Annotated in this window: 16 protein-coding genes and 1 tRNA gene; 16 read left to right on the top strand and 1 reads right to left on the bottom strand. The window is 67.8% G+C overall.

Annotation, left to right across the window (positions count from 1 at the left end; genetic code table 11):
- From ABIC70_RS11280 to greA, 16 genes are all read left to right on the top strand, one after another.
- Nucleotides 1–321, top strand: a 321-nt coding sequence (locus ABIC70_RS11280; RefSeq protein WP_455709732.1) for an EF-Tu C-terminal domain-related protein, incomplete at its 5' end; no start/stop codon positions are given.
- A 203-nt stretch (nucleotides 322–524) separates the two neighbouring features.
- Complete coding sequence (locus ABIC70_RS11285; RefSeq protein ID WP_354439751.1) at nucleotides 525–1,415, top strand: DUF1444 domain-containing protein; 891 nt, start codon at nucleotides 525–527, stop codon at nucleotides 1,413–1,415.
- A gap of 64 nt (nucleotides 1,416–1,479) precedes the next feature.
- A tRNA-Trp gene (locus tag ABIC70_RS11290) sits at nucleotides 1,480–1,556 on the top strand.
- A 182-nt stretch (nucleotides 1,557–1,738) separates the two neighbouring features.
- Nucleotides 1,739–2,035 carry a preprotein translocase subunit SecE gene (gene secE, locus ABIC70_RS11295; RefSeq protein WP_043348282.1) on the top strand — a complete coding sequence of 99 codons (297 nt, stop codon included), beginning with the start codon at nucleotides 1,739–1,741 and terminating at the stop codon, nucleotides 2,033–2,035.
- A gap of 73 nt (nucleotides 2,036–2,108) precedes the next feature.
- Nucleotides 2,109–2,642 carry a transcription termination/antitermination protein NusG gene (gene nusG, locus ABIC70_RS11300; protein WP_012320778.1) on the top strand — a complete coding sequence of 178 codons (534 nt, stop codon included), beginning with the start codon at nucleotides 2,109–2,111 and terminating at the stop codon, nucleotides 2,640–2,642.
- Between the two features lie 217 nt (nucleotides 2,643–2,859).
- Nucleotides 2,860–3,309, top strand: coding sequence for a 50S ribosomal protein L11 (gene rplK, locus ABIC70_RS11305; protein WP_043348285.1), 450 nt, complete (start codon nucleotides 2,860–2,862; stop codon nucleotides 3,307–3,309).
- Nucleotides 3,310–3,320: 11 nt separating this feature from the next.
- Nucleotides 3,321–4,019, top strand: coding sequence for a 50S ribosomal protein L1 (gene rplA / locus ABIC70_RS11310; protein ID WP_043348287.1), 699 nt, complete (start codon nucleotides 3,321–3,323; stop codon nucleotides 4,017–4,019).
- Nucleotides 4,020–4,497: 478 nt separating this feature from the next.
- On the top strand, nucleotides 4,498–6,141 hold the full coding sequence (locus tag ABIC70_RS11315) for a B12-binding domain-containing radical SAM protein (RefSeq protein WP_043348289.1): 1,644 nt from the start codon (nucleotides 4,498–4,500) through the stop codon (nucleotides 6,139–6,141).
- 516 nt (nucleotides 6,142–6,657) lie between these two features.
- Nucleotides 6,658–7,176 (top strand): 50S ribosomal protein L10, encoded by a 519-nt coding sequence (gene rplJ, locus ABIC70_RS11320; RefSeq protein WP_043348291.1) that lies wholly within the window; start codon nucleotides 6,658–6,660, stop codon nucleotides 7,174–7,176.
- A gap of 48 nt (nucleotides 7,177–7,224) precedes the next feature.
- Nucleotides 7,225–7,602 carry a 50S ribosomal protein L7/L12 gene (gene rplL / locus ABIC70_RS11325; RefSeq protein ID WP_012320773.1) on the top strand — a complete coding sequence of 126 codons (378 nt, stop codon included), beginning with the start codon at nucleotides 7,225–7,227 and terminating at the stop codon, nucleotides 7,600–7,602.
- Nucleotides 7,603–7,848: 246 nt separating this feature from the next.
- Nucleotides 7,849–11,973, top strand: coding sequence for a DNA-directed RNA polymerase subunit beta (gene rpoB / locus ABIC70_RS11330; protein ID WP_043385649.1), 4,125 nt, complete (start codon nucleotides 7,849–7,851; stop codon nucleotides 11,971–11,973).
- Between the two features lie 176 nt (nucleotides 11,974–12,149).
- Entirely contained in the window at nucleotides 12,150–16,358 is a 4,209-nt protein-coding gene (gene rpoC / locus ABIC70_RS11335) for a DNA-directed RNA polymerase subunit beta' (protein ID WP_043385733.1), read from the top strand.
- A 266-nt stretch (nucleotides 16,359–16,624) separates the two neighbouring features.
- The gene (locus ABIC70_RS11340; protein ID WP_043348328.1) at nucleotides 16,625–17,722 is read left to right on the top strand and encodes a cell wall hydrolase; all 1,098 of its coding nucleotides are present in this window, start codon (nucleotides 16,625–16,627) and stop codon (nucleotides 17,720–17,722) included.
- A gap of 212 nt (nucleotides 17,723–17,934) precedes the next feature.
- Complete coding sequence (locus ABIC70_RS11345; protein WP_043348296.1) at nucleotides 17,935–18,519, top strand: hypothetical protein; 585 nt, start codon at nucleotides 17,935–17,937, stop codon at nucleotides 18,517–18,519.
- Nucleotides 18,520–18,585: 66 nt separating this feature from the next.
- A complete protein-coding gene (gene acuI / locus ABIC70_RS11350; RefSeq protein WP_043348299.1) occupies nucleotides 18,586–19,590 on the top strand; it encodes an acrylyl-CoA reductase (NADPH) in 1,005 nt (334 codons plus the stop codon).
- Between the two features lie 98 nt (nucleotides 19,591–19,688).
- Nucleotides 19,689–20,162, top strand: a complete 474-nt coding sequence (gene greA, locus ABIC70_RS11355) for a transcription elongation factor GreA (RefSeq protein ID WP_274926751.1) — start codon at nucleotides 19,689–19,691, stop codon at nucleotides 20,160–20,162.
- A 6-nt stretch (nucleotides 20,163–20,168) separates the two neighbouring features.
- Here greA and ABIC70_RS11360 read toward each other — a convergent pair whose 3' ends face one another.
- Nucleotides 20,169–21,041, bottom strand: coding sequence for a LysR family transcriptional regulator (locus tag ABIC70_RS11360; RefSeq protein ID WP_111473622.1), 873 nt, complete (start codon nucleotides 21,039–21,041; stop codon nucleotides 20,169–20,171).
- Nucleotides 21,042–21,088 lie beyond the last annotated feature (47 nt).

Here is a 21,088-nt window from a genome sequence, read left to right on the forward strand (position 1 = left end):
CGCGGCCAGGTCGTGTGCAAGCCGGGTTCGGTGAAGCCGCACGCCAAGTTCAAGGCCGAGGCCTACATCCTGACCAAGGAAGAGGGCGGCCGCCATACGCCGTTCTTCACCAACTACCGGCCGCAGTTCTACTTCCGGACCACCGACGTGACCGGGATCGTGACGCTGCCCGAGGGCACCGAGATGGTGATGCCGGGCGACAACGTGACCATGGACGTGGCGCTGATCGTGCCGGTGGCCATGGAGGAGAAGCTGCGCTTCGCCATCCGCGAGGGCGGCCGCACCGTCGGTGCCGGCGTCGTCGCCGCCATCAACGATTGAGCTCGAGCAGGGCCGGCGCATCGCGACAGACGATGCGCCGGTCCCGCGCCGTCATCCGGCGGATGGTCCGTGGTCATCTCTAGACCACGGGGGTGCGTCAGGGCTCAAGCCATCCGCTTCGATGTGACTCGCGCCGGCCTCCGTCTTGACGGGGTGCCGGCGTTGTTTTGTCTTGTCTCCGCCTTGTCTTGGGGGAGACTCGGATGTTCGGAGATTCCGCGCGGTGGGCCGCGCGATTGCTGGCACTGATCTGTGCCGGCTCCGTGTTCCTGCCGGTCGGCGCGCGGGCAGACGACCTGAGCGACGGCCGCTTTCGCGACGCGGTGATCAAGCAGATCCGGATCCATCGACCGGACGTGGCGATCGACCTCAATGCCGATCCGGCGCAGCTCGGCATCGGCACCCAGACGCTCGATCTCACCAACCTCCACCAGCATGTCCGCGGTCTCAACGAGGCCGAGCGCCGGCGGGAGGTCGACGAATTCCTCGGCCTCGCCTTCGCCAAGGCCGGCCCTGTGCCGGAGCCGGCGGATTTCGCGGCGATCAAGGGCCGCCTGCGCGTGCAGCTGGTGCCGGATGAGATCCTTCAGCAGAACCCGCAGCTCGCGCATCGCCGGTTCTCCGAGACGCTGCACGTCGTCTACGTGCTCGACGAGTCCAGGCGCTACCAGTACGTCACCCGCGAGATGATCGCCGGCTGGCACGTCGATCCTGCCGTGGTGGAAGCCACGGCGGTGCGGAACCTCGCGGGGGCCTCCAAGGATGTGCCGTTCCAGCTCGTCGTCGCGGACCGCACGCCCGTCGCCGCCCTCGCCAGGGAGGACGACAATTACGCCCTCGCGCGTTTGCTCGTGCCGGACTGGCTCGAGGAGATCCGCAAGGCGCTGAAGGCCGACGGCATCACGCTGACCGGGCCGACCCGCAATCTGCTCATGGCGTGGCCCGCCGACAGCCCTGCGCGGCGCGAGCTGGCCGCAGAGGCCACCACGCAGATGCGCGCCGGCCCCTACGGCCGCAGCGACGAGCTGTTCCGCTTCGACCGGGGCGGGCTCCGGCCCCTGACCGCCGCCGAGCGGGCGGATCACGGCCGGTGATGCGCGGCGATCGGCGGCGAACCTCTTGCAAGCCGCGCCGCGATGAGGCATTGGGCGGTGCGCTAGGAGTGTAGCTCAACTGGTCAGAGCGCCGGTCTCCAAAACCGGAGGTTGCGGGTTCGAGTCCCTCCACTCCTGCCAGACATTCAGCCCGATCCCGCGCGGTGGCCCGGTCGACAAGCCGGGGGAGTTGCGCTAGAGCGGGCGCAATCCGAGATCTGAAGCGACCGTCGGTGCGGGCCCATCCGGGTCCTCGGCGCCGACATTCGCATTCCCGGATGCGGTCTCTGCCTCGGGGCCGAACACGCACAGATACTGGCGCCATGGCATCGAACGAAGCGACCAAGAAGGTGGACCTGGTGCGCGGCGCAGCCCGCGGTCCCGCGAATCCGCCGCCGGCCCGGCCGGCGACGCCGAACCGGGCGCCGCAGAAGCGTGCCACGCCGGGCGAGTTCATCGCGCAGGTTCGCGACGAGGCCCGCAAGGTCACGTGGCCGACCCGCCGGGAGACCACGATCACGACGATCATGGTTTTCGTGATGGTCGTGGCCGCGAGCTTGTTCTTCACGGTCGTGGATCAGGCCCTGCGCTTCCTGGTCGGCCTGATTTTGGGCGTCTGAGTCGGAGGCGTACGAGGGCGGCTCGCCGCCGATCGGGGGAGACCCCGCGGACTTGTCGGAGTTGAACGGAACCGTGTCGAAGCGCTGGTACATCGTCCACGCCTACTCGAACTTCGAGAACAAGGTCGCCCAGTCCATCAAGGATCAGGCGGCTCAGCGCGGGCTGACCGAGCTGTTCGACGAGGTGATGGTCCCGACCGAGAAGGTCGTGGAGGTCCGCCGCGGCCGGAAGGTCGATGCCGAGCGTAAGTTCTTCCCCGGCTACGTGCTGGTGAAGTGCGACCTCACCGACGAGGTCTACCACCTCATCAAGAACACCCCGAAGGTCACGGGCTTCCTAGGCGCCGACAAGTCGAAGCCGGTTCCGATCCCCGACGCTGAGGCCGAGCGGATCAAGGGCCAGGTCGCCGAGGGTGTCGACCGGCCGAAGCCCTCGATCTCCTTCGAGATCGGCGAGACCGTCCGGGTCGCCGACGGTCCGTTCGCCAGCTTCAACGGCACCGTCGAGGAGATCGACGACGCCCGCTCCCGCCTCAAGGTGGCCGTGTCGATCTTCGGCCGCGCGACGCCGGTGGAGCTCGAATACGCCCAGGTCGAGAAGGCCTGAGCCTCCTGATTTCGGCGGCCCTGAGGCCGCCGCGTCCTTCCGGCCGTCGCTGTGCGGCGGCCGCGAACTTGCCCCATCCTCCTGAGGCTGGGGCATCATCCGCGGGAGATCCGCCCGGCCTCGCCTCCGGGATCCACGGCTCGCACCGCGACCTGCAACCGTCCGACCCGCCGCGCTTCAGGCCGCGTGGGGGCGGATTCTCATTGGGAGCAGTCCCATGGCGAAGAAGATCACGGGCTACGTGAAGCTTCAGGTCCCGGCCGGCGCCGCCAACCCGTCGCCGCCGATCGGTCCCGCGCTCGGTCAGCGCGGCCTCAACATCATGGAATTCTGCAAGGCCTTCAACGCGAAGACCGCGCAGATGGAGAAGGGCACCCCGATCCCGGTGATCATCACCGCGTATCAGGATCGGTCCTTCACCTTCGAGATGAAGCAGCCCCCGGTCACCTTCTTCCTGAAGAAGGCCGTCGGCCTGAAGCTCGGCAAGAAGCCGGCCTCCGGTTCCAAGACCCCGGGCAAGGGCCCGACCGTCGGTAAGATCTCCGAGGCGCAGCTGCGCGAGATCGCCGAGAAGAAGATGCCCGACCTCAACTGCGACTCGATCGAGTCGGCCGTTGCCATGATCCGCGGCTCCGCCCGGGCCATGGGCCTCGAAGTGACGGCCTGAGGGAGGATAGCATGGCTAAGGAAGGCAAGCGCATCCGCGCCGCCCGCGAGGGCATCGAGGTCACCAAGCTCTATCCCCTCGACGAGGCGATCAAGCTGGTGAAGGAGCGGGCGACCGCGAAGTTCGACGAGACCGTCGAGGTCTCCATGAACCTCGGCGTCGATCCCCGCCACGCCGACCAGATGGTCCGCGGCGTCTGCAACCTGCCGAACGGCTCCGGCCGGACGGTGCGCGTGGCGGTCTTCGCCCGCGGCGCCAAGGCGGACGACGCCAAGGCCGCTGGTGCCGACATCGTCGGCGCCGAGGACCTGCTGGAGATCGTGCAGAGCGGCAAGATCGAGTTCGATCGCTGCATCGCGACCCCGGACATGATGCCGCTGGTCGGCCGTCTCGGTAAGGTGCTGGGCCCGCGCGGCCTGATGCCGAACCCGAAGGTCGGCACCGTCACCATGGACGTGAAGGGCGCCGTCGCCGGCGCCAAGGGCGGCTCGGTGGAGTTCCGCGTTGAGAAGGCCGGCATCGTCCATGCCGGCGTCGGCAAGGTCTCGTTCGACGCCGACAAGCTCGTCGAGAACATCAAGGCCTTCGCGGACGCCGTCGCCAAGGCGAAGCCCGCGGGCGCCAAGGGCACCTACGTCCAGCGCATCGCCGTCACCTCGACGATGGGCCCGGGCGTGAAGGTCGAGCCGAACACGGTTCTGACCGCCTGAGGCAAGGCATAGCGTCTACGCTGCGGAGCGCCCGGTCGGAAACGGCCGGGCGTTTTCCGTTGCGGGCATGCGGACGGAGCAGCCGTCCCGCCGCGACAGTCGGGCGAGCCGCCGGAACGGCACGCTCGACGCGGGCTCGGCGACCGATCCGACGCATCGCGTGGGTACCTTGCCGGGAAACGCCCCGGATTACGGCGTGACCATGCTGGTCCCGTCCGAGGCCCGTCGGCGGATCTGATCGGCGGGGCCGAATCGCGGCGATTCTCGTGCTGGATCCCGGGTCGCATATCGCTGACGCGCCCTGTGCCCGGGAAGGGCCGGTGAGAAATAAACCCGCACCCCTGTCCCGGACGGGTGAAGCGGATCCTGATCCGGAACCCGGCACGCGACAGGCCGCGACAGCGGCGCCGTTCTCCTTCACGCCATTCTTAACGGCAGAGGGGGCGCCAACGCGCGCGGCTGTGCTAGATAGGCCGACATGCGATGCACCCTGACGGTCACCTCCAAGCGACGCATCCTGTGCGTCTTTCCCGCCTACACGCCGTCCTTCGGGACGTTCTCCCACGCCTACCCGCTGATGGGCGGGGTGAAGGCGTTCATGCCGCCGCAGGGGCTGCTGCTGATCGCGGCCTACATGCCGGAGGCATGGGAATGCAGATTCATCGATGAGAATATCCGCCGCGCGAGCCCGGCCGAGTTCGCCTGGGCCGACGCGGTGTTCGTTTCCGGCATGCACATCCAGGAACCGCAGATCCACGACATCCGCGACCGTGCCAGGGCCGCCGGCAAGGTCACGGTTCTGGGCGGTCCCTCGGTCTCGGGCGCGCCGGAGAAATACGGCGACTTCGACTATCTCCATGTCGGCGAGATCGGCGACGCCACCGACCAGCTCGTCGCGCGCCTCGACGCCGATGTCGCGCCGCCGCCCGCCCAGGTGGTGCTGGAGACGAAGGACCGGCTCGCGCTCGCCGACTTCCCGGCCCCGGCCTACGACCACGCACCGCTCAAGCGCTATCTGATCGGCTCGCTGCAATTCTCCTCGGGCTGCCCCTATCGCTGCGAGTTCTGCGACATCCCGCAGCTCTATGGCCGCCAGCCCCGGCTCAAGAGCCCCGAGCAGATGTGCGCCGAGCTCGACGCCATCATCAGCCAGCCCGGCCATCCGGCCGTCGTGTACTTCGTCGACGACAATTTCATCGCCAACCGCAAGGCGACCCGCGAGATGCTGCCGCACCTCGTGGCGTGGCAGAAGAAGAACAACTACCCGCTTCAGTTCGCCTGCGAGGCGACGCTGAACATGGCCAAGCAGCCCGAGATCCTCGAGCTGATGCGGCAGGCGAACTTCATGACGGTGTTCGTCGGCATCGAGACCCCGGAGGCCGAGGCCCTCAAGGGCATCGACAAGACCCACAACGCCGCCGTCCCGATGTACGAGGCGATCGAGACCCTCAATTCCTACGGGCTGGAGGTGACCTCGGGCATTATCCTGGGCCTCGATTCCGACACCGACAAATCCGAGCAGAACCTGATCGACTTCATCGACCGCTCGGCCATTCCCGTGCTGACCATCAACCTGCTCCAGGCCCTGCCCAAGACCCCGCTCTGGGACCGGCTGGAACGCGAGGGCCGGCTCGTCCACGATGCGGCATTGGAATCGAACGTGCTGTTCAAGCGCCCGCACGACACCGTGGTGGGCAGCTGGCGCCGGGCCATCGCGCACGCCTATACGCCGGAGAAGATCTTCGAGCGCTTCAAGCACCAATGCGCGGTGACCTACCCGAACCGCATCACCACGCCGACCGCCGGCAAGCTGACCTTCACCAATCTCCGCCGGGGCCTGATCCTGGGGTTCAACATCATCACCCGGGTCGGGATCTTTTCCGATTACCGCAAGCCGTTCTGGAGTGCGGCCGGCTACGCGCTGAAGCGCGGGCAGATCGAGGCGGTGTTCAACATGGGCTTCGTGGCCCACCACCTGATCCGCTTCACCCGCGAGGCCCTGCGCGGCGAGCACAACGCCTCCTTCTACGCCGCCAAGGCCGCGGAGGCGAAGGCGGCCCGCGACCGGAGCTGGTGGGAATCGGCCCGGCGCAGGCTGGCGCCGGAACGCGAGGCCGCGTGAGGCGGGTTGCCGGTCAGGCACGGAGATTCCGCAGCAAGTCCTTGCCTGCGGCGGAAAAGTCGCGCTTCAGCCCTTGGCAGGCGGCTTGCTAGGCTCTATACACCGCGCCTCACGCATTTCATCCTCACGGAAGGAGACGGCCGATCGGCCGGTTTCCGCTCGAAATGTCGCCCGGGCAACCGGGTGGCAAAGGCCGGACGGATCCCAGGGGCGACGAGCCCCGCGGAGCCTTGTCCGGCCATGTCCTGTCCGAGACTGCAGGTGCCGGCTCGCCGGCTTAATCCCCCAAGCCTGCACAGACGGGGAAGACCGAATTCGAAAAGCCTCGCCCAGGCCTCGGCCGCGGAGGGGTGTCGGTTTGAACCAACTCGCCCGAGGCGGCCTCCAGGGGCACGCGCGGGGACAGGGCCGCGAAGCGTCGTTCGGACGTTCCCGGTCTCTTGGCCGAGATGACGTCCGGGCGGCATGTGCAACCGGCGGACCCGAGATCGGGTTCCGCCAACCGGAGAGAGCCCAGTGGACCGGACAGCTAAAGCTGATCTCGTCTCGACGCTCAACGGCGTGTTCAGTGAGAGCGCCGTTGTCGTCGTGGCCCACTACAAGGGCCTCACGGTCGCCGACATGCAGAAGCTGCGTTCGCAGATGAAGCAGGCTGGCGCCACCGTGAAGGTCGCCAAGAACAGCCTCGCCGGCATCGCACTCGATGGCACGGACGTCGCCTCCATCAAGCCGCTCCTGAAGGGCCCGACCCTGCTCGCCTATTCCGGCGACCCGGTCGCAGCCGCGAAGGTCGCGGTCGATTTCGCCAAGGCCAACGACAAGCTCGTGATCCTCGGCGGCGCGATGGGGAAGACCGCCCTGAACCCGGACGGCGTGAAGGCCCTCGCCTCGCTCCCGTCCCTCGACGAACTGCGCGCCAAGATCGTGGGCCTCGTGCAGGCTCCCGCGACGAAGATCGCTCAGGTCGTCAACGCGCCGGCGGCCAAGCTCGCCCGCGTGTTCGGGGCCTATGCCAAGAAGGACGAGGCCGCCTGAGGCCCTTCAAAAACCATCCGTTCGAACCGATATTGAGAGGAATTCAAAATGGCTGATCTCGCCAAGCTCGTCGACGACCTGTCCTCGCTGACCGTGCTCGAGGCCGCTGACCTGGCCAAGATGCTCGAAGAGAAGTGGGGCGTCTCGGCCGCCGCTGCCGTCGCCGTTGCCGCCGGCCCGGCTGCCGGTGGCGCCGCCGCCGCCGTCGAGGAGCAGACCGAGTTCACGGTCGTCCTGGCCTCCGCCGGCGACAAGAAGATCGAGGTCATCAAGGAGGTCCGCGCGATCACCGGCCTCGGCCTCAAGGAAGCCAAGGACCTCGTCGAGGGCGCGCCGAAGCCGGTCAAGGAAGGCGTTGCCAAGGACGAGGCCGAGAAGCTCAAGGCCCAGCTCGAGAAGGCCGGCGCCAAGATCGAGCTCAAGTAAGTCGACGATGGGCCGGTCCCGGCCCATCACCCCACGGAGGTCCGCTTCGGGCCTGTCGTGACCGGAGCCCGCGGGTGCAACACCCGCGGGCTTTAGGCCGCTTCGGCGGATGGTCCCGGAAGGGACCGGCGAGAAGTTTCGGTTCGGTGGCGCTGCCCGGCGGGGCGCGCGTCGCGGCCCGGTGCGGGAGGTCCCTTTCGGGAACGCTTCCCCGGGCGAGAGGTACGCGGGTAGGAGCGAGGTCACATGGCCAACACGCTGGTCGGTCGCAAGCGCATTCGGAAGTTCTTCGGCAAGATCAAGGAAGTTGCCGAGATGCCGAACCTCATCGAGGTTCAGAAGGCGTCCTACGACCAGTTCCTGATGGTCGACGAGCCCGAGGGTGGGCGCGCCGACGAGGGGCTGCAGAGCGTGTTCAAGTCGGTCTTCCCGATTTCCGACTTCGCTTCCACGGCCCTGCTCGAGTTCGTGCGCTACACCTTCGAGGCGCCCAAGTACGATGTCGACGAGTGCCGCCAGCGCGGCATCACCTTCGCGGCCCCGCTGAAGGTCACGCTGCGCCTCATCGTGTTCGATGTCGATCCCGACACGCAGGCGAAGTCGGTCAAGGACATCAAGGAGCAGGACGTCTACATGGGCGACATGCCCCTGATGACGGAGAACGGCACCTTCATCGTCAACGGCACCGAGCGCGTGATCGTCTCGCAGATGCACCGCTCGCCGGGCGTGTTCTTCGACCACGACAAGGGCAAGACCCATTCCTCGGGCAAGCTCCTGTTCGCCGCCCGCATCATCCCGTACCGGGGCTCCTGGCTCGACGTCGAGTTCGACGCCAAGGACATCGTCCATGTCCGCATCGACCGGAAGCGCAAGCTGCCGGCGACATCGCTGCTCTATGCCCTCGGCCTCGACGGCGAGGAGATCCTGTCGACCTTCTACAACAAGGTCGTCTATGACCGCGACGGCGCCGACTGGCGCGTGCCCTTCGACGCCGAGCGCATGAAGGGCATGAAGGCCACCGTCGACCTGATCGACGCCGATTCCGGCGAGGTCGTGCTCGAGGCCGGCAAGAAGCTCAACGCCCGCAACGCCCGTCAGATCACCGACAAGGGCACCAAGTTCCTCAAGGCCACCGACGAGGATCTCGTCGGCCAGTACGTGGCCGAGGATCTCGTCAACGCGCAGACCGGCGAGATCTGGGCCGAGGCCGGCGAGGAGATCACCGACAAGCTCCTGAAGAGCCTGGATGATGTCGGCATCACCGAGCTCCCGGTGCTCGACATCGACCACGTCAATGTCGGCCCCTACATCCGCAACACGCTGGCGGTGGACAAGAACTCCAACCGCGAAGGCGCGCTGTTCGACATCTACCGGGTCATGCGCCCGGGCGAGCCGCCGACCCTCGAGACCGCCGAGGCGATGTTCCACTCGCTGTTCTTCGACTCCGAGCGGTACGACCTCTCGGCCGTCGGCCGCGTGAAGATGAACATGCGCCTCGACCTCGACGCCGCCGACACCGTGCGCACCCTCCGCAAGGAGGACATGCTCGCGGTGGTGAAGGCGCTCGTGGAGCTGCGCGACGGCAAGGGCGAGGTCGACGACATCGACCACCTCGGCAACCGCCGCGTCCGCTCGGTGGGCGAGCTCATGGAGAACCAGTACCGCCTGGGCCTCCTGCGCATGGAGCGCGCGATCCGCGAGCGCATGAGCCAGGTCGATATCGACACGGTCATGCCGCAGGATCTCATCAACGCGAAGCCCGCCGCCGCGGCCGTGCGCGAGTTCTTCGGCTCGTCGCAGCTCTCGCAGTTCATGGACCAGACCAACCCGCTCTCCGAGGTGACGCACAAGCGCCGCCTGTCGGCGCTCGGCCCGGGCGGTCTGACCCGCGAGCGCGCCGGCTTCGAGGTGCGCGACGTGCACCCGACCCATTACGGCCGCATCTGCCCGATCGAGACGCCGGAAGGCCCGAACATCGGCCTGATCAACTCGCTCGCCACCTTCGCGCGGGTGAACAAGTACGGCTTCATCGAGACCCCGTTCCGCCGCGTCCGCGACGGCGTGGTCACCGATGAGGTCGCCTACCTCTCGGCCATGGAGGAGGCGAAGTACTACGTCGCTCAGGCCAACGCCCAGATGGACGAGGCCCGCAAGCTCACGGAGGATCTCGTGGTCTGCCGTCGGGCCGGCGAGGTGATCGTCGTGGGGCCCGAGCGCGTCGATCTCATGGACGTGTCGCCGAAGCAGCTCGTCTCGGTCGCCGCGGCGCTGATCCCGTTCCTTGAGAACGACGACGCCAACCGCGCCCTCATGGGCTCGAACATGCAGCGCCAAGCGGTGCCGCTCGTCCGCGCCGACGCCCCGTTCGTGGGCACCGGCATGGAGGCGGTGGTCGCCCGGGATTCCGGCGCCGCCATCGCGGCTCGCCGGGCCGGCATCATCGATCAGGTGGACGCCACCCGTATCGTCATCCGCGCCACCGAGGAGGCCGACGCCAACAAGCCCGGCGTCGACATCTACCGCTTGCAGAAGTTCCAGCGCTCCAACCAGTCGACCTGCATCACGCAGAAGCCGCTGGTCCGCGTCGGCGAGTTCGTGAAGAAGGGCGAGATCATCGCCGACGGTCCTTCGACCGAGTTCGGCGAGCTGGCGCTCGGCCGGAACGTGCTCGTCGCGTTCATGCCGTGGAACGGCTACAACTTCGAGGACTCGATCCTGCTCTCCGAGCGGATCGTGAAGGATGACGTGTTCACCTCGATCCACATCGAGGAGTTCGAGGTGATGGCCCGCGACACCAAGCTCGGGCCGGAAGAGATCACCCGCGACATCCCGAACGTCTCCGAGGAGGCGCTCAAGAACCTCGACGAGGCCGGCATCGTCTATATCGGCGCCGAGGTGAATGCGGGCGACATCCTCGTCGGCAAGATTACCCCGAAGGGCGAGAGCCCGATGACGCCGGAGGAGAAGCTCCTCCGCGCCATCTTCGGCGAGAAGGCCTCGGACGTGCGCGACACCTCCCTGCGGGTGCCGCCGGGCGTCACCGGCACGATCGTCGAGGTGCGGGTGTTCAACCGGCATGGCGTCGACAAGGACGAGCGCGCCCAGGCGATCGAGCGGGAGGAGATCGAGCGGCTCGCCAAGGACCGCGACGACGAGCAGGCGATCCTCGACCGCAACACCTACGCGCGCCTCGCGGACGTGCTGATCGGTCAGGCGCCGGTGGCCGGCCCGAAGGGCTTCCGGAAGGACACCACGCTCACCCGCGAGCTGATCAACGACTACCCGCGCTCGCAATGGTGGCAGTTCGCCGTCATCGAAGACCGTCTCATGACCGAGATGGAGGCGATGCAGAAGCAGTACGACGAGTCGAAGAAGCGCCTCGAGCAGCGCTTCCTCGACAAGGTCGAGAAGCTGCAGCGCGGCGACGAGCTGCCCCCCGGCGTCATGAAGATGGTCAAGGTCTTCGTGGCGGTGAAGCGCAAGATCCAGCCGGGCGACAAGATGGCCGGCCGTCACGGCAACAAGGGTGTCGTGTCGCGGATCGTGCCGATCGAGGACATGCCGTTCCTGGAGGACGGGACGCATGCCGACATCGTGCTCAACCCGCTGGGCGTGCCGTCGCGCATGAACGTCGGCCAGATCCTGGAGACGCATCTGGGCTGGGCGGCTGCGGGCCTGGGTCGCAAGGTGTCGAAGGCGGTGGATGCCTATCTGAAGTCGCAGGACATTGCGCCGCTGCGGGAGGAGATGAAGGCGATCTACTCCCCGGGCGAGCTCGACGGGCTGACGGACGAGGAGCTGGCCGAGGCCGGCAACAACGTCCGCCGTGGCGTGCCGATGGCCACGCCGGTGTTCAACGGCGCCAAGGAAGCCGACATCGAGCAGATGCTGGAGATGGCCGGGCTGGACCGCTCGGCGCAGTCGACGCTCTACGACGGGCGGACCGGCGAGCCCTTCGACCGCAAGGTCACGATGGGCTACATCTACATGCTGAAGCTCCACCACCTCGTGGACGACAAGATCCACGCGCGCTCGATCGGCCCGTACTCGCTCGTCACCCAGCAGCCGCTGGGCGGCAAGGCGCAGTTCGGCGGCCAGCGCTTCGGTGAGATGGAGGTCTGGGCGCTGGAGGCCTACGGCGCGGCCTACACGCTGCAGGAGATGCTCACGGTGAAGTCGGACGACGTGGCCGGCCGCACCAAGGTCTACGAGGCGATCGTCCGCGGCGACGACACCTTCGAGGCCGGCATACCCGAGAGCTTCAACGTGCTCGTCAAGGAGATGCGCTCGCTCGGCCTCAACGTCGAGCTGACGTCTTCGAAGAAGGCCGCGAACGATCAGCTGGAGCCGCCGGCCGACGCGGCCGAGTAGAGCCAGTCATAAACACCTCCCGTGGCGGCGGATCCCGCCGCCACGGTTGAGCGGGGAGGGGAGGGGCCTTCCGGGTTTGACGACGGTGAGCAGCGCCCGTGCGGGGTGCGGCGCCGGATCTTTTTCAGGACGCGGTGGCCCGGCGCGGGGCTGCCGGCGTCAACAAGGAGCGGATCATGAACCAAGAGGTCATGAACCTTTTCAACCAGCAGGCCACGCCGGTCAGCTTCGATCAGATCAAGATCTCGATCTCGTCCCCGGAGAAGATCCTCTCCTGGTCGTACGGCGAGATCAAGAAGCCCGAGACCATCAACTACCGGACCTTCAAGCCCGAGCGCGACGGCCTGTTCTGCGCGCGCATCTTCGGGCCGATCAAGGACTACGAGTGCTTGTGCGGCAAGTACAAGCGCATGAAGTACAAGGGCGTCATCTGTGAGAAGTGCGGCGTCGAGGTCACCCTCGCGCGCGTCCGGCGCGACCGCATGGGCCATATCGAGCTGGCCGCCCCCGTCGCGCATATCTGGTTCCTGAAGTCGCTGCCCTCGCGCATCGGCCTGCTGCTCGACATGGCCCTCAAGGACCTCGAGCGGATCCTGTACTTCGAGTCGTACTGCGTCATCGAGCCGGGCCTCACCCCCCTGAAGGAGCGTCAGCTCCTGTCGGAGGAGGAGTACCTGCGCGCCCAGGAGGAGTACGGCGAGGACTCGTTCACCGCCATGATCGGCGCCGAGGCCATCCGGCGCATCCTGCAGGAACTCGACCTCGACAAGATCGCCAACGATCTGCGCGAGGAGATCGCGGTCACGACGTCGGAGCTGAAGCCCAAGAAGCTCCTGAAGCGGCTCAAGATCATCGAGGCCTTCCAGATGTCCGGCAACAAGCCGGAATGGATGATCCTCACGGTCGTCCCGGTGATCCCGCCGGACCTGCGCCCGCTGGTCCCGCTGGACGGCGGCCGCTTCGCGACCTCCGACCTCAACGACCTGTACCGCCGCGTCATCAACCGCAACAACCGCCTGAAGCGGCTGATCGAGCTGCGCGCGCCCGACATCATCATCCGCAACGAGAAGCGGATGCTGCAGGAGGCGGTCGACGCCCTGTTCGACAACGGCCGCCGCGGCCGCGTCATCACGGGCGCCAACAAGCGTCCGCTGAAGTCGCTCGCCGACATGCTGAAGGGCAAGCAGGGCCGGTTCCGCCAGAACCTGCTCGGCAAGCGCGTCGATTATTCGGGCCGCTCGGTCATCGTGGTCGGCCCGGAGCTGAAGCTGCACCAGTGCGGCCTGCCCAAGAAGATGGCTTTGGAGCTGTTCAAGCCGTTCATCTACGCGCGCCTCGACGCCAAGGGCTTCTCGGCCACCGTCAAGCAGGCCAAGAAGCTGGTCGAAAAGGAGAAGCCGGAGGTCTGGGACATCCTCGATGAGGTGATCCGCGAGCACCCGGTGATGCTGAACCGCGCGCCGACGCTGCACCGCCTCGGCATCCAGGCCTTCGAGCCGAAGCTGATCGAGGGCAAGGCGATCCAGCTGCACCCGCTGGTCTGCGCCGCGTTCAACGCCGACTTCGACGGCGACCAGATGGCCGTGCACGTCCCGCTGTCGCTCGAGGCGCAGCTGGAAGCGCGCGTCCTCATGATGTCGACCAATAACATCCTGCACCCGGCCAACGGTCAGCCGATCATCGTGCCGTCGCAGGACATCGTGCTCGGCCTCTACTACCTGTCGATCGTGGCCGAGGGCATGCCGGGCGAGTTCAAGGCGGACAACGCCAAGAACCCGATGCAGGGCGTCTACGGCGACATGGGTGAGCTGGAGCACGCCCTGGCCGCCAAGGCCGTGTCGCTGCACACCAAGATCAAGTGGCGCTGGACCGGCATCGGCCCGGACAATCAGCCCCTGACCAAGACCTACGAGACCACGCCTGGCCGGGTGATCCTGTCCGGTGCCCTGCCGAAGCACGCCAAGGTGCCCTTCGAGGTCGTCAACAAGTTGATGACCAAGAAGGAGATCTCGGCGATGATCGACACCGTCTACCGCCACTGCGGTCAGAAGGAGTCGGTGATCTTCTGTGACCGGATCATGGCGCTCGGCTTCAACCACGCGTTCAAGGCCGGCATCTCGTTCGGCAAGGACGACATGGTCGTGCCGGAGAACAAGTGGTCGATCGTCGACACGACCCGCGCGCTCGTGAAGGATTACGAGCAGCAGTACAACGACGGCCTGATCACGCAGGGCGAGAAGTACAACAAGGTGGTGGATGCCTGGGCCAAGTGCTCGGACAAGCTGGCCGCCGAGATGATGGGCCGCATCTCCGCGGTCCAGAAGGACGAGCACGGCGCCGACAAGCAGATCAACTCGATCTACATGATGAGCCACTCCGGCGCCCGTGGTTCGCCCGCCCAGATGAAGCAGCTCGCGGCGATGCGCGGCCTCATGGCCAAGCCGTCGGGCGAGATCATCGAGACCCCGATCATCTCGAACTTCAAGGAAGGCCTGGACGTTCTGGAGTACTTCAACTCCACGCACGGTGCCCGTAAGGGCCTGGCCGACACCGCCCTGAAGACCGCCAACTCCGGCTACCTGACCCGCCGTCTCGTCGACGTGGCCCAGGACGCCGTCATCCGCGAGGTGGATTGCGGCACGACCAACGGCATCAAGATGCGCGCCATCGTGGATGCCGGCCAGGTCGTGGCGACGCTCGCCACCCGCATCCTGGGCCGCGCCACGGCCGAGGATCTCGTGGCCGCGGACGGCACGGTGATCGTCAAGACCGGCGAGACCATCGAGGAGCGGCACCTGCCGGCGATCAACGCCGCCGGCATCCAGGAGGTGAAGATCCGCTCGGTGCTGGTCTGCGCCACCAAGAGCGGCGTCTGCGCCACCTGCTACGGGCGCGACCTCGCCCGCGGCACGCCCGTCAACATGGGCGAGGCCGTCGGCGTCATCGCGGCGCAGTCGATCGGTGAGCCGGGCACGCAGCTCACGATGCGCACCTTCCACATCGGTGGTGCGGCCCAGATCGCCGACTCGTCCTTCATCGAGTCGAGCTTCGAAGGCACGATCAAGATCCGCAACCGCGCCGTCGCCAAGAACACGGACGGGGACCTGATCGCCACTGGCCGCAACGTGGCGGTCGTGATCGTGGGGTCGGACGGCGTCGAGCGGGCGGTCCACCGCCTGCAATACGGCGCCAAGCTCCGGGTCGACGAGGGTGACAAGATCAAGCGCGGGCAGCGGATCGCCGAGTGGGATCCCTACACCCGTCCGATCCTCACCGAGGTCGACGGCCTCGTGGCCTACGAGGATCTGGTCGACGGCCAGTCCATGACCGAGACCACCGACGAGTCGACCGGCATCGCCAAGCGCGTCGTCGTCGACTGGCGCGGCTCGGCCCGGACCTCGGACCTGAAGCCCGCGATGGTCGTGGTCGATCGGGAGGGCAAGGCGCTCAAGCTGCCGCGCGGCTCGGACGCCCGCTACTTCCTGCCGGTCGACGCCATCATCGGCTTCGATCCGGGCGCGACGGTCAAGGCCGGCGACATCCTGGCCCGCGTCTCGACCGACTCGGCCAAGACCCGCGACATCACCGGCGGTCTGCCGCGGGTGGCGGAGCTGTTCGAGGCACGGCGCCCGAAGGACGCGGCGATCATCGCCGAGAAGTCGGGCACCATCGCGTTCGGCCGCGACTACAAGAACAAGCGTCGGCTCACGCTGACGCCGCATGACGGCTCCGAGGCGGTCGAGTACCTGATCCCGAAGGGCAAGCACATCCACCTGCAGGACGGGGACGTGGTGGAACTCGGCGACTACATCGTCGACGGAAACCCGGCTCCGCACGACATCCTGGCGATCAAGGGCGTCGAGGAACTCGCCGCCTACCTCGTCAACGAGATCCAGGAGGTCTACCGGCTGCAGGGCGTGTCGATCAACGACAAGCACATCGAGGTGATCGTCCGTCAGATGCTGCAGAAGGTCGAGGTGACCGATGGCGGCGACTCGGACATCCTCTCGGGCGACCAGATCGACCGGACGGAGCTGACCGAGTTCAACGAGAAGCTGCTCGCCGAGGGCAAGAAGCCGATCCAGGGCGTCCCGGTCCTGCTCGGCATCACCAAGGCATCGCTGCAGACGAAGTCGTTCATCTCGGCGGCCTCGTTCCAGGAGACCACCCGCGTCCTCACCGAGGCGGCGGTCAACGGCAAGGTCGACACCCTGGAAGGCCTCAAGGAGAACGTGATCGTCGGATCGCTGATCCCGGCCGGCACCGGGTCGATGGTGGCGGACATCCGCTCCATCGCCCGCCGCCGCGACGCGATGATCCTGCAGCAGAAGCAGACCGAGAGCGGCGCGATGCCGGTCGAGGAGCTTCCGCCCGCCGCCGAATAGGGCGACAGGCAGGATTGAGAGAGACAAGGGCGGCCTTCGGGCCGCCCTTTTTCGTGGTTGCTCTCCAAACCGGGACGCCTGCACGGCGGCCGACTTAACCGAGGCTCAACCATGCCGCGCGATAAATCCTGAGCGGCCCCAGAAACACCCTGGAAACGGGGAGGATCGGGCCGGTTCGGGTGCGTGAGTGCGGGTCTGGCGTCGTGGGCACGAGACGAGGACGGGAATCGAGCCTGCGCTGGCTCTCGGCGGCGATGACGCCCTGGATGGTCGGGCTCGGCCTGCTGGTGTCGTTCACGGCCGATGCCGGCACGGAGAACGCCATCGGGGCGAGCCGGCTCGGGGTGATCGATGCCGAGACCGTTCCGCCCCTGCCGCCCGGCACCCTGCTGATCGGATCCGCCCTGCGCCGCCTCGGTGACGAGCCGCCCCAGACGGTGTTCAAGACCGGTGCGCACGTCTTCCCGGTTGTGCAGCGGGGCGGCAAGGGCAACCCCACCCGGCCGCCGGCCGAGAGCTTCGCCCGCCGGGCCGCCAACCTGCGGGAGCCCGGCGGCGCCCTGGTGTTCGGCGACGTCACCGGCAGCGTCACCGGCGTGCTGACGCAGGGGGCTGCGGTCTGGGATCCGGATTCCGAGCCGGAGGCCGGTTTCGTCCCCGTGCCCGATCTCGGCCTGACCACCGGCGCCGGCACGGCCGCCTCCACGGGCGAAGGCACGGCCGACCTCACCGCGGATGGCGGGCCCGAGCGCTTCGACGGCTCGACCCCGCCGGTGCCCCGCGCCATCGCCCTCTCGTCCACGACGCCGGCGCCCGCGGACGCGATCCCCGTGGAGATCGCCGCGGCGAGTCTCGCGCTCCCCGATTTCGCGATCCGCACGGAGCGCCCGGACAGCGCCCAGCCGGTGCCCGAGGATGCGCGCCGGCGCTACGCCGACCTGATCGACCCGAACGCCCTCGACAAGGAGCAGCGTTGCCTCTCCGAGGCGGTCTATTTCGAGGCCCGGAGCGAGCCGGAGGCCGGCCAGGCCGCCGTCGCCCAGGTGGTGCTCAACCGCGTGAAGAGCGGCCTCTACCCGGCGAGCGTCTGCGGCGTCGTCTACCAGAACCGGCACCACTACATGGGCTGCCAGTTCTCCTTCGCCTGCGAGGGCAAGTCCCTGCGCATCACCGATGCCGGCGCCTGGGAATCGGCGACCCGCATCGCCCGCTCGGTGATCGAGGGCCGGACCTACCTCGCCGAGGTCGGCGCCGCGACCCACTACCACGCCGACTACGTCCGTCCGGGCTGGGCGCGCCGCCTGCGCAAGATGGACGTGATCGGCCGGCACATCTTCTACCAGCTCCGGGCGGGTCAGACCTGAGGCGGCTCTGGCCTGACTTCGTAAGAGAGACTGTGGAAAATTCGAACAATGCTACCTAGGTAGGCGACGACTAAGCAGTCGAAACCAAGGGTTAATTTTACCTTCGTTCCCGATAATGCTTGCGCGCCGGGCAACGAGTCTGGCCTCTGGTACGTCGAGACGAGCGCCGCTTGCGCGCCGCTTCTCGTTGTAATGCGTATCAGAGGACTTCCATGACCGCGCCGGTCGCTCGCACCGCTCTCCTGGCCGCCGCCCTCGGCGGCGTTCTCCTTGCCGCACCCGCCCAGGCCGGCGGCTGTTACGGCTCCGAATGCTACCGCCACGTCGTCACGCCGCCGGTCTACGACACCGTGCAGGAGAACGTGCTGGTCCGTCCGCCCCGCACCGTCTATCGGACCACCCCGCCAGTCTACGATACGGTGTCCGAGCGCGTGATGGTCTCGCCGGGTGGCCGCTACTGGCAGACGAGCCGCGGTCCCGGCGGTGAGCTGATTGGCTGCTGGGTCACCACGCCGCCGCGCTTCGCCGTGCGCACGCGGACCGTGCTGGTCCGTCCGGCGCAATCGATCCCCGAGACGATCCCGCCGGAATACGCCAGCGTCAGCCGCCGGGTTCTCGTGGCGCCCGCCCGGGCCGGCTGGGTGCCGGTCGGCGGCGGCTACGGTTACCGGCCGGCCTCTTACGGTGGCCCGCTGGTCGGCTCGATCCCGGACGCCGTCGGCATCACGGGGGCCAGTTCTTCGGATATCGGCGTCGGGCTCGGCTTCTACACGGGCAGCCGGTACGAGGGGTACTGATCCGGCCGCGAAGGCTTGATTCCGGACGTCCCGGCGACACCTCACCGCGCAACACGGGAGGTGACGATGGGGACGTTCAAGGCCTGGGTGGTCGAGAAGAATGAGGCCGGCCAGAGCCTCGCCTTCAAGGACTTCGACGACGCCGACCTGATGGACGGCGACGTCACCGTGCGGGTGACGCACTCGACCCTGAACTACAAGGATGGCCTCGCCCTCACCGGCACGTCGCCGGTGGTGCGCCGCTTCCCGATGATCCCCGGCATCGATTTCTCGGGGATCGTCGAGACTTCGGACCATCCCGAATACAAGCCGGGCGACGCGGTGGTGCTCACCGGCTGGGGCGTCGGCGAGACGCATCTCGGCGCCTACGCCCAGCGCGCCCGGGTGAAGGGCGACTGGCTGGTGCCGCTACCCCAGGGACTCACGCCCGAGCAGGCCATGGCGGTGGGCACCGCCGGCTACACGGCGATGCTGTGCTGCATGGCCCTCGAGGCCCACGGCGTGACGCCGGAGCACGGCCCGGTCATCGTCACCGGCGCCTCCGGGGGCGTCGGCTCGGTCGCCGTGGCCCTCCTCGCGCGGGCGGGCTGGCACGTCATCGCCTCTACGGGCCGGGACGGCGAATCCGACTACCTGAAGGGCCTCGGCGCTGCGGAGATCCTCGACCGGGCCGAGTTGTCGAAGCCCGGCAAGCCGCTCGGCAAGGAGCGCTGGGCCGCGGGGGTCGATGCGGTCGGCTCCACGACGCTCGCCAACGTGCTGGCCATGACCAAGGCGGACGGCGCCGTCGCCGCCTGCGGGTTGGCGCAGGGCATGGATCTGCCGACCTCGGTGGCGCCGTTTATCCTCCGCGGCGTCTCGCTGCTCGGCATCAACAGCGTCACGACCCCACAGCCGAAGCGTCGCGAGGCCTGGGCGCGGCTCGCCCGGGATCTCGATCTGGGCAAGCTCGCCGCCATGACGAGCCGTGTCCCCCTGGAGGAAGTCGGCCGGCTCGGCGCGGAGATCCTGGCCGGGAAGGTGCGCGGGCGGATCGTGGTGGAGGTGGATCGGGCGGGCGGTCCTCGCTGATCCTCAGGGGTTTCGGCTAACCCGTCCCGGCACCGGGCTGGACCGGAATTTTGCCGCGGCCCCGGAACCTTTGCCGTGCATCGCGTGTTGATGTTTTCATGAGCGTTGCATTCGTCAAAGAGCCCGAGGGTGGAGAAGCGTTCGAGAATCTGCCGGATCGGCCGATCTCGCCGCACACGAATTTCGTGACGCCGGAAGGCCTCGCGCAGATCGAGGCCGAAGTTGCCCGCCTGGAGAAGGAAGTCGCCTCGCTGGATCCTGCCGACAAGGCGGAGGATTCCCGCATCGGGCGCGACCTGCGCTACTGGGCGGCCCGGAAGAACACCGCGCAGCTCGTCGAGCCCAAGGCCGGCGACACGGTTCAGTTCGGCTCCACCGTCACGGTGATCCGGGAGGATGAGTCCGGCAAGGAGACCCGCCAGACGTTCCGGATCGTCGGCGAGGACGAAGCCGATCCGCACAAGGGTTCGATCTCCTACGTGGCGCCGCTCGCCCGGGCGATCACCGGCAAGACGATCGGTGACGTGGTCGAGGTGAACGGCAATGAGGTCGAGGTGGCGGAGATCCGCTGAGCCGGTTCATCGGCCTTCGAAGCGCGGTCGCAGGGGCAACAGCGCCTCGGCAATATGTTCCATGAAGACCCGGACCCGTGCCGCGTGGCGCAGGTCCGGATGCGTCAGGATCCAGAGATCCGCCCCCAGCTCCGGATGCGGCCCGGACAGGCGTTGCAGTGCCGGATTGACGTCGGCGGTGAAGCAGGGGAGCGGGCCGATTCCCAGGCCGGCCTGCACGGCCGCCTCCAGGCCGATCACCGCGTTGAGCCGGAGGCGGATGTGGTCGGGCGGCACCCGCGCCTCCACGAAGCGCATGAACGAGCCCCCTGCCACCAGCGGTCCCGGACTGATCCACGCCTCCCGGGCGAGGTCGCCATAGGCGCGGTCGGCCCGGCCGTAGACCCCCCACGCCGTGACTGCGAGACGCCGCCCGACCAGAGTCTCGCTCGGCTCGCGGCTGATCCGGATCGCGACGTCGGCATCCCGGCGCGACAGGTTGAGCGTCGCCTCGGCGAGGATCAGCTCGATCCGGATGTCGGGGTACCGCTCCGTGAAGCTCGCGAGCATCGGCATCAGCAGCTCTGCGGCGAAGCCGGCCGGCGCGGTCACCCGCAATTCGCCGGACGGGGTTTCGCCCTGGCCGGCGACCACGCGGGTGAACCGCGCCACGTCCGCCTCGATCCGCGCGGCCGCCGCGATCATCGCCTGTCCGGCAGGGGTCGGCACGTAGCCCGTGCGCAGCCGCTCGAACAGGCGCGTATCAAGCTTCGCCTCCAGGGCCGCGAGGCGTCGAAACGCCGTCGAGTGGTTGATGCCGAGGTCCGCCGCCGCCGCGGTCAGGCCGCCGCGGTCGGCCACGGCCTTTGCGAACCGAAACTCGTCCCAGTCGAGCGCCACACCCGGGTCCTTGCGTCTGCGCAAGATCACTCTTGCATGGTGGGGCA

Origin of the sequence: Methylobacterium sp. 1973 (assembly GCF_040545035.1) — a bacterium.
GTDB classification, from domain to species: Bacteria; Pseudomonadota; Alphaproteobacteria; order Rhizobiales; family Beijerinckiaceae; genus Methylobacterium; species Methylobacterium fujisawaense.